The organism is Pseudomonas lactis, assembly GCF_001439845.1.
GTDB lineage: Bacteria > Pseudomonadota > Gammaproteobacteria > Pseudomonadales > Pseudomonadaceae > Aquipseudomonas > Aquipseudomonas lactis.
The window spans coordinates 260,019-273,546 of sequence record NZ_JYLO01000003.1 but is presented as its reverse complement, the minus strand read 5'-3'; the positions used below and the strand labels follow the sequence as shown (position 1 = coordinate 273,546).

Genomic DNA, 13,528 nt, shown 5'->3' with positions numbered 1-13,528 from the left:
CCAGGAGGTTAGCCATGCTGGGGTTCTGGCATCCGAGCGGAATTCGCCATGAAAAAGTCGACGACTGTTTTTGCTATCAACGAATCCACACGTTTCGATATCCCAGGGGACACTTGGAGCTGGACCGGTGAGGGCGAGATATATGAGGACGATTACGACAATCAATACCGCTGGTTCTCCAGAGCGGTAGCCAGAGATTGGGGCCGGGCATTGACCGGACTTGAAGACATTCAGTTGACCATTCGGCTACGTGGCGAGCAAACGGGCGAAACACTCATTGCCACTCATCCGGGAGGCTCGGAAGAACTGCATAATATAACGCCTGGAAAGCCTGCCCTTTACCGGTTCTACCTCCGGTCCACAGTGACCGGCGAAGTTTCAGTGCGCCTTAATTTCAAATCCAACCGGATCATGGTGATCGATACGATCAATGTGATAGGGCCGGTCAGTCCGTGGCGCCGTATACTTGGACGTTTTTTCCGCTTGTTCAACAGTCATAAGGCATAAAGGGGGCGCATTTATTTCGGCTTAAATAAATGCGTGCCCTTTTTCAGTATTCCACGCTTTTCTACGTTAAAGATAAATTTTGCTGCTGTACTAAGGATGACCTCGGTTGATTAACGAAAAAACCAACGTTTTAATCTGCATTGTGGATGTGTACTGAAAGGACACTTTCAGATTTGGGAAGTTAATCTGATCCAGCGAATAAGTATCAAAGCCACCCAATACGGTATCCAAAGGCAGCTTCGTCAGGCCTTGTGATTCCATGGGCATACCGAAAGCTGCTCGCACCTCTGACTTGGATGCTAATAACGCGAAAGGCTTGGGAAGTTCACCCTTGTACTCTGTTGAACCTTCAACAGTAGAGCGCAGGGTGATAAAGAGTCGCTCGTACCTCCTCGTCTCAGCCCAGAAGCTTAACTCCAGGCCGTCAGCTGATTTTTTCAGCGATAACCAATCACGCCCGTTATAGAGCTCAGTGAGTGGCAGGTCTGGAATAATCCCATGAAAAATTAAATCCTCATAGAGCCATCCTAGATGTTTGATCCAACGCTCAATTGTCACGACGCCCATCAATACCATCCTTATTTTTGACTGTTATCGTCTATCTGAGAAAGAGCGAATTCTGTTCTTGGCCACACGTAAAATCATGGGAGACTTGCTGGAGCAAACAGCTAATTGCCACTGGCGATCATGTTGGCAATTCGACGCTCCATAGCTATAGCAAGCCTCTGTGAGAGCTCAATCGTGTCCGGAATCAATCAAAGAGAAACTGATATTGTTAACTCTAAGATTTTCCAGATAGCTGAGAGCTACCATCACGTTGGGATGTACCTTTTGGTCCAAGTAATATATGTCTGCTCCGCCCCGCACGCCCAATCCACCGGGCAGTTTTACGGAGGGCTTGGATTTAGTGGGCACACCTAAAACCTCACGTACGTATCGTTGATCCATATCTAACTTGAACGGTTGAGGTAATTGCCCGGCATAGACAGGCTGCCCGACTGTTTGAATCAGGACGATCATTACTTGTTCCAGCCGTTTTGTTTCTGCCCAGAACCATAATTTCACGCCGGGTTCTGGATTTTGAATCAGCTCCTCGTTATCAGACGTATCAAAGAGCCGCTTGAGCAGTAAATCCTGAATGAGCCCTTCGCTCACCAATTTTTGATAAGGAAAACCAAGCCCTCCAACTAAACGACTGATCGCACCGGCGCCCACCAGTACCCTCCTGAGTTTGGTTAATGTCATCGCTGCTGACGAGAGGCTCCAATACCGAACTCATCACCTGCACTTGATTAAAATCAAAGAAGCACTATCTGCGCTTGGCGTTGCAGCGGCTAACTGAGCAGAAACCGGCTCGAAACAAGTCAAACTAACTGGCTTATTCTCCGCTGCACAATGCAAAAGTTAGCGTTTCGACCATCATTTCGGCATTGTAGCTGAAACCTACACGGACGCCGGGATGGGTTTCTTGATGCAGTCGATATGCGTCCCATCCACCACTTTTTTTGCTACCACTACCGGGCAGTTTGCTAGGACCTATAGATTTATATGGCATACCTAGTTCGCTACGAACGCTGAACTGATTCATCTGGCTAACGAAGGGGGACGGTAGACCCCCTTTGTAAACGTGATCGTTTTCGTCGCGTTGAATAAGCGTTAATAATACCTTCTCAAATATCACATTTTTTTTTGCAAACCAGAGCTCTACGCCTTCGACCGGAAACTGGACCCACTCTTCGTTTTCCGCGGTATCCAACAACGGCATCAATGATGCCTCTGAAAATCAAGCCCTCACTGATCAATTCGGCGTAAGTGCGTCCCAGCCGACTGATCAACTTGTTAATCGCTGCAGCATCCATTAATACCACCCTTGTTTCTGATTGATATCGTGCCGGCGAGAATGATCAACCTCTATGCCTTGGCGACTTGCTTGATCGAATGACTAATCTCCACAGGCGAACATTGTCTCCTATCGAGGATTAAGGACAGCACAGAGCAAGCGATCACCAGTTTGCAACTGGCGATCATATTGGCAGTTCACCTGCTCCATGCTTGAGGCAACACGCTTCTAATTTATCACCGAGAAACTGATATTGTTTACAGCATAGCTTTCAAGATAACCAATTATAACTTTTGCATTCGGATGCCATTCGTTGGACAACTTATATGCATCCCACCCTCCCCGTATACCCAGCCCCCCTGGAAGCCTGGCACGACCTCTCGAATCCATAGGTTCTCCCAAAGCACTACGCACACTTTGCTGATTAATCAACAGGGAAAATGGAGCGGGTAACCCTCCAGCATAAACCGGTTGCCCGACCGTCGGGATGAGTGTGATCAGAATCTGCTTCAGGGACTTGGTCCTGTCATTGAAGAGCAACTCCACTCCCTCTACTGGACGCATGGTCGGCCAATCGCTGTCCTCAAATGGCTTCATCAGCGGTTGATTGGGAACCTTCCCACTTGCTACAAGTTCGGTAAAACCGAGTCCTAAACTCTCCACCCACAACTTAATCGTTGGCGCGTCCATTAATACCACCCCATTTCTTTATTGATTTTATGCATCTTGGTCCGCGCATCTTCAAGGTCCGCTTCTTTGAACCCTTCCTCAAGCATGTAGGGCTTTATTGCATTAAAATTTCGCTCTACCGCACCTCGTAAATCAGCTGCATCCACCTGTCGTTTGAATTTTGTGTTTCTGCCTCCGAAGGTCTCACTGTATTTCTGATGAACACGAGATGGTATCGCGATGCTCACAGCGTTTTTCATTGCCTGCTTCCGATCAACTTCATCAAGATGCGGAAAATTTTCTACCAAGTAATACTCTAACGCCGCTTGGGAAGGCATGTGATCCAAGTGCATTCCTTCACGAGGCCGTCCACTGAACGCACCATAAATATCAACCTCCAACGGCCTGACCGCCGGCTTGGCAAACACCAAATACAACGGCGGCACACCCGAATCAGCCGGAAACGAAATGATCGTATCCTGCCAGGTGATGTTTTCTGCATCCCGCCCTGGATAGTGACTGATCGCCGAATCTTGCCCCACCGCAATCGGATGAACAAACACGTTATCCAAGCGTTCCGGTGTTCCGGGATACGGGCTCGGCACGCTGACAACCGGGCCATGGTTCGGCGTCCATGTGATGCTGATGCCATCCAGTACCGCCACCATCGCGCTTTTGTCCACATTCCACCGGGCTTGTGCAACCGGCACACGGTCGGCGCCACTGCCAGGTTGGGTATGTAGGCCGTAAACACGCAGTTCACCGGACTCATCCTGGCGAAACTGGAAACGCACTCGCGTGCTGGCCAAACGCATCCCCTCCAACTGCTCCGGGGTGTACAGCGTTGAGTCACCGATATCCCGTGGCCAGAATGCCAGCAGCACGAGGTTGAGGGCGGAACTGGCGCCGGCCAAGCCTCGTACAGCCCAGGCACCGAGGTCGCTGCCGAGTGTGCCGGCTACCCTGCCGACGGCGCCCGTGCTACCGGTTGAAGCCATGAGGGCGGTGGTGCCGAAGTTTTTGGCGTTTTCCGGGGCGGTGCCCGCAGATGTAGAACCGGCCGGTACCGAAACGCAGGACTTGGCGAAAACGCAGGCATCAGCGGCACGATTCGACTCAACGGGCGCGGCATAATTCGAAGGGGGCGAGGCGGATGCAGTCGGCCTCATTACAATCGGGGTGACACGTTGAGGTTGGGGATCGAACTCCTGAGATTTGGAACTCTGATTGGCAATCAACTCCGGCGGCGGATCGCATTTGCAGATGCACAGATCACCCTCCAGCGCCGCTTGTTTGCCGTTCCACTCTTCGTGCAAATGAGGGCCGGTAAGCGCGATGAAGCCTTCAGTGCCGCATGCCGGACAAGCGACCCGGTCACCCTCCCTCGAGATCATTTCGCCGTTGAAACTGGTGCCCTCACAACCGCTGGTTACCTTGCCACCCACCGTGGTGGTTGAACCGGTGGTGATGTTGTAGCGCCTCACATCTGACTCTCCACGCGATAACCAGCCTTTAGAAGACCAGGAATACCCTCGCCGTCCGCGTACTCCACCACCTGAGCCAGGTTTTGCAGGCTGCTCGTCACGGTGTCGCCGTTGTCGGTAGCGCTGCCGACAATGGCGATGGGCAGACCTTTGTAGGTGGCTGCGAAACCTGCTCCCGAGACAATTTCGCTCTCTTTGCCATCGGGGTAGCGCACTCGGTCGCCGACGCACGCGATGCGCAAGTCATGGATCTCTAGGCTGGTGCTTGCAGTGATAATTTCTCCGCCCATACGCGTTCTCGAGCCGAGTGTCGCGTAGTCGTAGATGGCTTTGATTGGGCGAGTTGATGGTTGGATTTCGGTAGCGGTGTCTTTCATGTCTCGTCCTTTTTTAGCGCGCAGGGGTACTCAAACGCGGTCATGGCGTTGATGTGTGCAAAGGGAATAGCGCCGAACTGGCGCAAGAAAGATGTTGCTGGCCGGCGCTAAGCCAAACAACTGTCCGTTCGGCTAGGTATTGGGAAAAACAGAAACGTCTTACAAGGCTTTGAGGTTGCCCCTAGGACACTCCATCTCTAGTCTCCTTACACCGCTGCACACTCAGCGGTCGGGCGTCGCGGCCTGTATTTCTCCGGATTCTTTAATACATCTGCGGAGCTTGACCATGATCAAACCCACCTCAAATCCCTCGCTCGATCCAGCACCCAGCGTGCTATTCACCGTTAAAGACGGCATCTGCACCCAAGACCTGCTGGTCAACCTCAGCGAATCCCTCGCCTCTGCCCACGCCCTCACCTGCGATTTCGCCTTTGAACTCGACGGCTCGCGACGAGAAGGTGCGCTGGGTATTGCACAGTTGATCGAGGTGTCTCGGTTGTTGGCTGAACGTGTACTGGCTGATATTGAGCGTTAAACACTGCGCTGATCGTTCCCATGCTCCGCGTGGGCATGCATTCCGGGACGCTGAGCGTCCCAAGTGGCGTTACCACGCAGAGCGTGGGAACGATCAAGCGTTAAGCACTGCCCAGAGGATCGTTCCCGCGCTCCGCGTGGGCATGCATACCGTGACGCTCTGCGTCACCCCGGTACGCAGAGCGTCCCAAGTGGCGTTACCAAGCAGAGCGTGGGAACGATCAAGCGTTAAGCACTGCCCTGAGGATCGTTCCCGCGCTCCGCGGGGGCATGCATTCCGTGACGCTCTGCGTCACCTGGGGACGCAGAGCGTCCCTAGCGGCGTTACCACGCGGAGCGTGGGAACGATCAAGCGTTAAGCACTGCCCAGAGGATCGTTCCCGCGCTCCGCGTGGGCATGCATACCGTGACGCTCTGCGTCACCCGGGGACGCAGAGCGTCCCTAGCGGCGTTACCACGCGGAGCGTGGGAGCGATCAGGTAGTCGACGAGTGCAAAAAAGTATCAGTGAGCGTGCTCCCAAGGATTTGTCACCGCCGCTTTTGAAGGCTGTAATCAACGCACACTCTTCCTGACTCCTGGTAGGAAGACACAACAACAATAACCGTCCTTCTGTAGCCCTCTGGGCGCGGAAATGGAGTGCGCGATGAAGTTCACAGCAAAAGCATTGCTTGCCTGTACCTGCATGACCCTCAGCGCCGTCAGCCTTGGCGCGCAAACCCTGACCATTGCCACCGTCAACAACAGCGACATGATCCGCATGCAGAAGCTCTCGAAAACCTTCGAGGCCGAGCATCCGGAGATCAAGTTGAACTGGGTGGTGCTCGAAGAAAACGTGCTACGCCAACGCCTGACCACCGACATCGCCACCCAGGGCGGGCAGTTCGATGTGTTGACCATCGGCATGTACGAAGCCGCACTCTGGGGCGCCAAGGGGTGGCTGGAGCCGATGAAGGACTTGCCGGCGTCCTACGACCTCGACGATGTGTTCCCTTCGGTGCGTGACGGCTTGTCGGTCAAGGGCTCGTTGTACGCCCTGCCGTTCTACGCCGAAAGCTCGATCACCTATTACCGCACCGACCTGTTCAAGGACGCCGGGCTGAGCATGCCTGAGCACCCAACCTGGAGCCAGATCGGCGAATTCGCCGCCAAACTCACCGACAAGTCCAAAGAGCAATACGGCCTGTGCCTGCGCGGCAAAGCCGGTTGGGGTGAGAACATGGCGCTGATCACCACCCTGGCCAACGGCTTCGGCGCGCGCTGGTTCGATGAGAAGTGGCAGCCAGAATTCAACGGCCCCGAGTGGAAGAACGCGCTGAACTTCTACGTCGACAACATGAAAAAATCCGGCCCGCCGGGTGCCTCCAGCAACGGTTTCAACGAAAACCTGGCGCTGTTCAACAGCGGCAAGTGCGCGATCTGGGTGGATGCCAGCGTGGCCGGCTCGTTTGTCACCGACAAGAGCCAGAGCAAGGTCGCAGACCATGTGGGCTTTACCTTCGCGCCCCATGAGAAAACCGATAAGGGCACCTCGTGGCTGTACTCCTGGAGCCTGGCGATCCCGACCAGTTCCAAGGCCAAGGACGCCGCCAAGGTGTTCACCAGTTGGGCCACCTCCAAGGAATACGGACAGCTGGTGGCCAAGACCGATGGCATCGCCAATGTGCCGCCCGGTACGCGCCAATCCACCTACAGCGATGAATACATGAAGGCAGCGCCGTTCGCCAAGGTGACGCTGGAGTCGCTGAAAGTGGCCGACCCGACCAAGCCAACCGAGAAGCCGGTGCCGTATATCGGTATCCAGTTGGTAACCATTCCTGAATTCCAGGCGATTGGTACCCAGGTGGGCAAGTTCTTCTCGGGGGCGTTGACCGGTCAGCAAACCGTCGATGCTGCATTGACCGCCGCGCAGAACACCACCGAGCGGGAAATGAAGCGGGCTGGTTACCCCAAGTAACCCAATTTCACCCGCGCAAATGTAGGAGCAGGGCTTTTGTGGGAGCTGGCTTGCCTGCGATGCAAACAACTCGGTCTATCAGTAGCACCGAGGCGATACCATCGCAGGCAAGCCAGCTCCCACAGTGACCGCGCTCCGACGCAGATTCTGTAGGCATCTGACTGGTTCTGATCACCATGAATACACCCACCAAAAACCGCCTGGCCAACCCCGGCTGGTTTCTCGTCAGCCCCTCGGTGGCCTTGCTGCTGCTGTGGATGATCGTGCCGCTGGGCATGACCCTGTACTTTTCGCTGATCCGCTACAACCTGCTCTACCCCGGCGAAAACCAATTCGTGGGGTTGGAAAACTTCAGCTACTTCATCACCGACTCGGGGTTCCTGCCCGGCGCCACCAATACCCTGTTGCTGGTGGGCAGCGTGTTGCTGATCAGCGTGGTGTTCGGCGTGTTGATCAGTGCGCTGCTGGAGGCCAGTGAGTTCCTGGGGCGCGGCGTCGTGCGGGTGATGCTGATCTCGCCGTTCTTCATCATGCCCACCGTCGGCGCGTTGATCTGGAAGAACCTGATTTTCCACCCGGTGTCGGGGATTCTCGCCGCCGTGTGGAAGTTCTTCGGCGCCGAGCCGGTGGACTGGCTGGCGCATTACCCTCTGCTGTCGATCATCATCATTGTGTCGTGGCAATGGCTGCCTTTCGCGATCCTACTGCTGATGACCGCCATGCAGTCCCTGGACCAGGAACAAAAAGAGGCCGCACGCCTGGACGGTGCCGGCGCCATTGCGATCTTCTGGCACCTGACCTTGCCCCACCTGGCCCGCCCGATTGCCGTGGTGGTGATGATCGAAACGATCTTTTTGCTCTCGGTGTTCGCCGAAATCTTCACCACCACCAACGGTGGCCCCGGCTACGCCTCCACCAACCTTGCCTACCTGATCTACAACCAGGCGCTGGTGCAGTTCGACGTGGGCATGGCCTCGGCCGGCGGCTTGATTGCCGTGGTCATTGCCAATATCGCGGCGATCATCCTGGTGCGGATGATCGGCAAAAACCTGACTGACAAGCCTTGAGGGCCGCGCCATGACGCTTCAACAATCCCGCCGCCTGCAAAGCCTGTTGCTCGGCACGTTGGCCTGGGCCATCGCGATCCTGATTTTCTTCCCGATCTTCTGGATGGTGCTGACCAGCTTCAAAACTGAAATCGACGCGTTCGCCACCCCGCCGCAGTTCATCTTTACGCCGACGCTGGAGAACTACCTGCACATCAACGAGCGCAGCAACTACTTCGCCTACGCCTGGAACTCGGTGGTGATTTCCTTCAGCGCCACCGCCCTGTGCCTGCTGATTTCGGTGCCGGCGGCCTACTCCATGGCGTTCTACGAAACCCAGCGCACCAAGGGCACGCTGCTGTGGATGCTGTCGACCAAGATGCTGCCGCCGGTGGGCGTGCTGATGCCGATCTACCTGTTGGCCAAGAGCTTTGGCCTGTTGGACACGCGCATTGCGCTGATCATCATCTACACCCTGATCAACCTGCCGATTGTGGTGTGGATGGTGTACACCTACTTCAAGGACATCCCCAAGGACATCCTCGAAGCCGCCCGCCTGGACGGCGCCTCCCTGTGGCAGGAAATGGTGCGGGTGCTGCTGCCGATTGCCAAGGGTGGCCTGGCCTCCACGGTGTTGCTGTCGTTGATCCTGTGCTGGAACGAGGCGTTCTGGTCGCTGAACCTGACCTCCTCCAGCGCCGCGCCGTTGACCGCCTTGATCGCCTCTTACTCCAGCCCCGAAGGCTTGTTCTGGGCCAAGTTGTCCGCCGTCTCGACCCTGGCCTGCGCGCCGATCCTGATCTTTGGCTGGATCAGCCAGAAGCAGTTGGTACGCGGTTTGTCCTTTGGCGCCGTCAAATAATAATTCGAAAAGGAGGCCCATCATGGCCAACCTGAAAATCAAGAATCTGCAAAAAGGCTTCGAAGGTTTTTCCATCATCAAGGGCATCGACCTGGAAGTGAACGACAAGGAATTCGTGGTGTTCGTCGGCCCGTCGGGCTGTGGCAAGTCCACCCTGCTGCGCCTGATCGCCGGCCTGGAAGAGGTCAGCGACGGCACCATCGAACTCGATGGCCGCGACATCACCGAAGTCACCCCGGCCAAACGCGACCTGGCCATGGTGTTCCAGACCTACGCGCTGTACCCGCACATGAGCGTGCGCAAGAACATGTCATTTGCCCTGGACCTGGCCGGTGTCGACAAGAAACTGGTCGAGAGCAAAGTCAGCGAAGCGGCGCGTATTCTTGAGCTGGGGCCTTTGCTGGAGCGCAAGCCCAAGCAGCTCTCGGGCGGCCAGCGCCAGCGCGTGGCGATTGGCCGGGCGATTGTGCGCAACCCGAAGATCTTCCTGTTCGACGAACCGCTGTCCAACCTCGACGCCGCCCTGCGCGTGCAAATGCGCCTGGAGCTGGCGCGCCTGCATAAAGAACTGCAAGCGACCATGATCTACGTGACCCACGACCAGGTCGAAGCCATGACCCTGGCCGACAAGGTGGTGGTGCTCAACAGTGGGCGCATCGAACAGGTCGGCTCGCCGCTGGAGCTGTACCACCAGCCGGCCAACCTGTTTGTGGCGGGCTTTCTCGGCACGCCGAAGATGGGCTTCCTCAAGGGCCAGGTCACCCGCGTCGACAGCCAAGGCTGCGAGGTGCAACTGGACGCCGGCACCCTGATCAACCTGCCGTTGAGCGGCGCCACCCTGAGCGTGGGCAGCGCGGTGACCCTGGGCATTCGCCCCGAGCATCTGGAAATCGCCACACCAGGGCAAACCACCCTGACCGTCACCGCCGACGTCGGCGAGCGCCTGGGCAGCGACACGTTCTGCCACGTCATCACCCGTAACGGCGAGCCGCTGACCATGCGTATCCGTGGCGACATGGCCAGCCAATACGGCGAGACGCTCCAGCTGCACCTGGACCCGGCGCACTGCCATCTGTTCGACACCGATGGCGTCGCCGTGGCCCGCCCACTGCGCGCTGCCGCCTGATTTCGTGAGTATTTCCCGATGAAATTGAATAAAGCCAACCTCACCCGACTGGCGCCCGAAGTGCAGGTGCCGACCTACGCACTTGCCGATACCCGCCAGGGCATCGCGCACATTGGCGTCGGCGGTTTCCACCGTGCGCACCAGGCGTTTTACACCGATGCCCTGATGAACACCGGCGAGGGCCTGGACTGGGGCATCTGCGGCGTCGGCCTGCGCAGTGAAGACCGCAAGGCCCGCGATGACCTGGCCGGCCAGGATTACTTGTTCACCCTGTATGAACTGGGCGACACCGACGACACGCAAGTGCGTGTGATCGGCTCGATCAGCGACATGCTGCTGGCCGAAGACGGCGCCCAGGCGCTGATCGATAAACTCGCCAGCCCCCAGATCCGCATCGTCTCGCTGACCATCACCGAAGGCGGTTACTGCATCGACGACAGCAACGGCGAGTTCATGGCCCACCTGCCGCAGATCCAGCATGACCTGGCGCACCCGAGGGCACCGAAAACCGTGTTCGGCTTTATCTGCGCCGCCCTCACCCAGCGCCGCGCCGCCGGCACGCCGGCCTTTACGGTGATGTCCTGCGATAACCTGCCCCACAACGGCGCCGTCACCCGCAAGGCCCTGCTGGCCTTCGCCGCCTTGCACGACGCCGGGCTGCACGACTGGATCAAGGCCAACGTGAGCTTCCCGAATGCCATGGTTGACCGCATCACGCCAATGACCAGCACCGCCCACCGCCTGCAACTGCACGACCAGCACGGGATTGACGATGCCTGGCCGGTGGTGTGCGAACCGTTTGTGCAGTGGGTGCTGGAAGACAAATTCGTCAACGGTCGCCCGGCCTGGGAAAAGGTCGGCGTGCAGTTCACCGATGACGTCACGCCTTACGAAGAAATGAAGATCGGCCTGCTCAACGGCAGCCACCTGGCTCTGACGTACCTGGGGTTCCTCAAGGGCTACCGGTTCGTTCACGAGACCATGAACGACCCCGTGTTCGTGGCGTATATGCGCGCCTACATGGACCTGGATGTCACGCCGAACCTGGCACCGGTGCCCGGTATCGACTTGACCGAGTACAAGCAGACCCTGGTGGATCGCTTTTCCAACCAGGCGATTGCCGACCAGTTGGAGCGCGTATGCTCCGACGGTTCATCGAAGTTTCCCAAGTTCACCGTGCCGACCATCAACCGCCTGATTACCGACGGCCGCGAAACTGAGCGTGCCGCGCTGGTGGTGGCGGCCTGGGCGCTGTACCTGAAAGGCGTGGATGAAAACGGCACGCGCTACAGCATCCCGGACCCACGGGCAGCGTTCTGCCAGGACCTGGTGAGCGATGATGCGCTGATCAGCCAGCGATTGCTGGGGGTGGAAGAGATTTTTGGCACGGCTATTCCCAAGTCGGCGGCGTTTGTGGCAGCGTTCGAGCGTTGCTATGCAAGCCTGCGCGACAAAGGCGTCACAGCCACACTGCAAAACCTGCTGAACAAACCGGATTAAACAGGTGGGAGCTGGCTTGCCTGCGATAGCGGTCTGGCAGTCACCGCAGGGTTGACTGGACCACCGCTATCGCAGGCAAGCCAGCTCCCACATCGACCGTATTTTCAATCCAACAATAAGACTGCTGAGCACTCCCTCATGACCCAGCAAAACCTTTACCTCGGCATCGATTGCGGCACCCAGGGCACCAAGGCCATCGTCCTCGATGCGTCCAGCGGCAAGGTGCTGGGCCTGGGCGCCGCCGCGCACACTTTGATCAGCGGCGCCAATGGTCGCCGCGAACAACATACCCAGGAATGGCTGGACGCCTTCACCGCCGCCACCCACCGCGCCCTGCAACAGGCCGGCGTGGATGGCCAGGACATCCTCGGCATCGGCGTGTCCGGCCAGCAACACGGCCTGGTGCTACTGGACGAACAAGGTGAAGTGTTGCGCCCGGCCAAACTGTGGTGCGACACCGAAACCACGCCGGAGAACGACCGGCTGCTGCAACATCTGGGCGGCGAACGTGGGTCCCTGGAGCGCCTGGGTGTGGCTATCGCACCGGGCTACACCGTGTCCAAGCTGCTCTGGACCCGTGAACAGCACCCGGACGTCTTCGCGCGCATCGCCCATATCCTGCTGCCCCACGATTACCTCAACTACTGGCTCACCGGCCGCGCCTGCGCCGAGTACGGCGACGCATCGGGCACCGGTTACTTCAACGTGCGCCGCCGCGAATGGGATGTGGCAATGCTCCAGCACATCGACCCCAGCGGCCGCCTGCAAGCCGCGTTGCCGACACTGATCGAAGCCGACCAAGCGGTGGGCACCATCCTGCCGGCCATCGCCGAGCGCCTGGGCATCAACCCCAACGCGGTGGTGTCCAGTGGTGGCGGCGACAATATGATAGGCGCCATTGGTACCGGCAATATCGCCCCCGGCGTGATCACCATGAGCCTGGGTTCATCGGGCACCGTGTATGCCTTTGCCGACCAGCCGAACGTCAGCCCCCAGGCCTCGGTGGCGACCTTCTGCTCTTCCAGCGGCGGTTGGCTGCCGCTGATTTGCACCATGAACCTGACCAATGCCACCGGGGTGATTCGCGAGCTGTTCGAACTGGACCTCGACGCCTTCAACGCCCTGGTCGAACAGGCGCCGATCGGCGCCGAGGGGGTGAGCATGTTGCCGTTTCTCAACGGCGAACGCGTGCCCGCCCTGCCCCACGCTACCGGCAGCCTGCAGGGCTTGACCATGACCAACCTGACCCGCGCCAACCTGTGCCGCGCGGTGGTCGAAGGCACCACCTTCGGCCTGCGTTATGGCCTCGACCTGCTGCGCCAGACCGGCCTGCAAAGCCAGAGCATCCGCCTGATCGGCGGCGGCTCGAAAAGCCCGCTGTGGCGGCAGATGGTCGCCGATATCATGCACACCGAAGTAGTGTGTACCGAACAGAGCGAGGCCGCCGCCCTGGGCGCGGCGATCCAGGCGGCGTGGTGCCAGAGCGGCGAACCGCTGGCCAGCCTGTGCGACAAATGCGTGAGCATTGACCCTGCCAGCCGCACCTTACCCGTGGCCGCCAATGTCAGCGCCTATCAACAGGCGTATGAGCGTTATCAACAGCATGTGGCAACCCTTTAAGAGCGAG

The 13,528-nt window shown here is 57.9% G+C and carries 14 protein-coding genes; 8 read left to right on the top strand and 6 right to left on the bottom strand.

The annotated features are described in order from the left end of the window. The first annotated feature begins 48 nt into the window (after positions 1-48). A complete protein-coding gene (locus TX24_RS06275) occupies positions 49-507 on the top strand; it encodes a hypothetical protein (protein ID WP_032900598.1) in 459 nt (152 codons plus the stop codon). 90 nt (positions 508-597) lie between these two features. On the opposite strand, the gene TX24_RS06270 is transcribed toward TX24_RS06275, so the two are convergent. From TX24_RS06270 to TX24_RS30375, 6 genes are all read right to left on the bottom strand, one after another. Then, positions 598-1,074 (bottom strand): DUF6392 family protein, encoded by a 477-nt coding sequence (locus tag TX24_RS06270; RefSeq protein WP_032900597.1) that lies wholly within the window; start codon positions 1,072-1,074, stop codon positions 598-600. A gap of 168 nt (positions 1,075-1,242) precedes the next feature. Further along, positions 1,243-1,722, bottom strand: a complete 480-nt coding sequence (locus TX24_RS06265; RefSeq protein WP_003190963.1) for a DUF6392 family protein — start codon at positions 1,720-1,722, stop codon at positions 1,243-1,245. 163 nt (positions 1,723-1,885) lie between these two features. Next, entirely contained in the window at positions 1,886-2,272 is a 387-nt protein-coding gene (locus tag TX24_RS06260) for a DUF6392 family protein (protein WP_057709917.1), read from the bottom strand. 303 nt (positions 2,273-2,575) lie between these two features. Continuing rightward, positions 2,576-3,037, bottom strand: a complete 462-nt coding sequence (locus tag TX24_RS06255; RefSeq protein WP_032900596.1) for a DUF6392 family protein — start codon at positions 3,035-3,037, stop codon at positions 2,576-2,578. After that, on the bottom strand, positions 3,037-4,500 hold the full coding sequence (locus TX24_RS06250) for an S-type pyocin domain-containing protein (RefSeq protein ID WP_057709916.1): 1,464 nt from the start codon (positions 4,498-4,500) through the stop codon (positions 3,037-3,039). Before TX24_RS06250 ends, TX24_RS06255 begins: the two co-directional genes overlap by 1 nt. Further along, on the bottom strand, positions 4,497-4,877 hold the full coding sequence (locus TX24_RS30375; RefSeq protein ID WP_003190958.1) for a PAAR domain-containing protein: 381 nt from the start codon (positions 4,875-4,877) through the stop codon (positions 4,497-4,499). The genes TX24_RS06250 and TX24_RS30375 overlap by 4 nt, the downstream gene beginning before the upstream one ends. Before the next feature lie 286 nt (positions 4,878-5,163). Between TX24_RS30375 and TX24_RS06240 the strand changes: the two genes are divergently transcribed. The 7 genes from TX24_RS06240 (at position 5,164) to xylB (ending at position 13,521) form a co-directional block, all read left to right on the top strand. Further along, a complete protein-coding gene (locus tag TX24_RS06240; RefSeq protein WP_003190957.1) occupies positions 5,164-5,412 on the top strand; it encodes a DUF6124 family protein in 249 nt (82 codons plus the stop codon). A gap of 644 nt (positions 5,413-6,056) precedes the next feature. Beyond that, a complete protein-coding gene (locus tag TX24_RS06235) occupies positions 6,057-7,367 on the top strand; it encodes an ABC transporter substrate-binding protein (protein ID WP_032892053.1) in 1,311 nt (436 codons plus the stop codon). A gap of 176 nt (positions 7,368-7,543) precedes the next feature. Further along, the gene (locus tag TX24_RS06230) at positions 7,544-8,434 is read left to right on the top strand and encodes a carbohydrate ABC transporter permease (protein WP_003190955.1); all 891 of its coding nucleotides are present in this window, start codon (positions 7,544-7,546) and stop codon (positions 8,432-8,434) included. A 10-nt stretch (positions 8,435-8,444) separates the two neighbouring features. After that, positions 8,445-9,275 (top strand): carbohydrate ABC transporter permease, encoded by an 831-nt coding sequence (locus TX24_RS06225; protein ID WP_003190954.1) that lies wholly within the window; start codon positions 8,445-8,447, stop codon positions 9,273-9,275. Between the two features lie 22 nt (positions 9,276-9,297). Then, positions 9,298-10,401, top strand: coding sequence for an ABC transporter ATP-binding protein (locus tag TX24_RS06220; protein WP_003190952.1), 1,104 nt, complete (start codon positions 9,298-9,300; stop codon positions 10,399-10,401). A gap of 18 nt (positions 10,402-10,419) precedes the next feature. Then, the gene (locus tag TX24_RS06215; RefSeq protein ID WP_057709915.1) at positions 10,420-11,901 is read left to right on the top strand and encodes a mannitol dehydrogenase family protein; all 1,482 of its coding nucleotides are present in this window, start codon (positions 10,420-10,422) and stop codon (positions 11,899-11,901) included. A 138-nt stretch (positions 11,902-12,039) separates the two neighbouring features. After that, positions 12,040-13,521, top strand: a complete 1,482-nt coding sequence (xylB, locus tag TX24_RS06210; RefSeq protein WP_057709914.1) for a xylulokinase — start codon at positions 12,040-12,042, stop codon at positions 13,519-13,521. Positions 13,522-13,528: the final 7 nt, after the last annotated feature.

Coding starts and splice junctions, on each gene's coding strand:
- TX24_RS06275 (WP_032900598.1), top strand. CDS start 49: ATGAAAAAGTCGACGACTGTTTTTGCTATCAACGAATCCACACGTTTC.
- TX24_RS06270 (WP_032900597.1), bottom strand. CDS start 1,074: ATGGGCGTCGTGACAATTGAGCGTTGGATCAAACATCTAGGATGGCTC.
- TX24_RS06260 (WP_057709917.1), bottom strand. CDS start 2,272: ATGCCGTTGTTGGATACCGCGGAAAACGAAGAGTGGGTCCAGTTTCCG.
- TX24_RS06255 (WP_032900596.1), bottom strand. CDS start 3,037: ATGGACGCGCCAACGATTAAGTTGTGGGTGGAGAGTTTAGGACTCGGT.
- TX24_RS30375 (WP_003190958.1), bottom strand. CDS start 4,877: ATGAAAGACACCGCTACCGAAATCCAACCATCAACTCGCCCAATCAAA.
- TX24_RS06240 (WP_003190957.1), top strand. CDS start 5,164: ATGATCAAACCCACCTCAAATCCCTCGCTCGATCCAGCACCCAGCGTG.
- TX24_RS06235 (WP_032892053.1), top strand. CDS start 6,057: ATGAAGTTCACAGCAAAAGCATTGCTTGCCTGTACCTGCATGACCCTC.
- TX24_RS06230 (WP_003190955.1), top strand. CDS start 7,544: ATGAATACACCCACCAAAAACCGCCTGGCCAACCCCGGCTGGTTTCTC.
- TX24_RS06225 (WP_003190954.1), top strand. CDS start 8,445: ATGACGCTTCAACAATCCCGCCGCCTGCAAAGCCTGTTGCTCGGCACG.
- TX24_RS06220 (WP_003190952.1), top strand. CDS start 9,298: ATGGCCAACCTGAAAATCAAGAATCTGCAAAAAGGCTTCGAAGGTTTT.
- TX24_RS06215 (WP_057709915.1), top strand. CDS start 10,420: ATGAAATTGAATAAAGCCAACCTCACCCGACTGGCGCCCGAAGTGCAG.
- xylB (WP_057709914.1), top strand. CDS start 12,040: ATGACCCAGCAAAACCTTTACCTCGGCATCGATTGCGGCACCCAGGGC.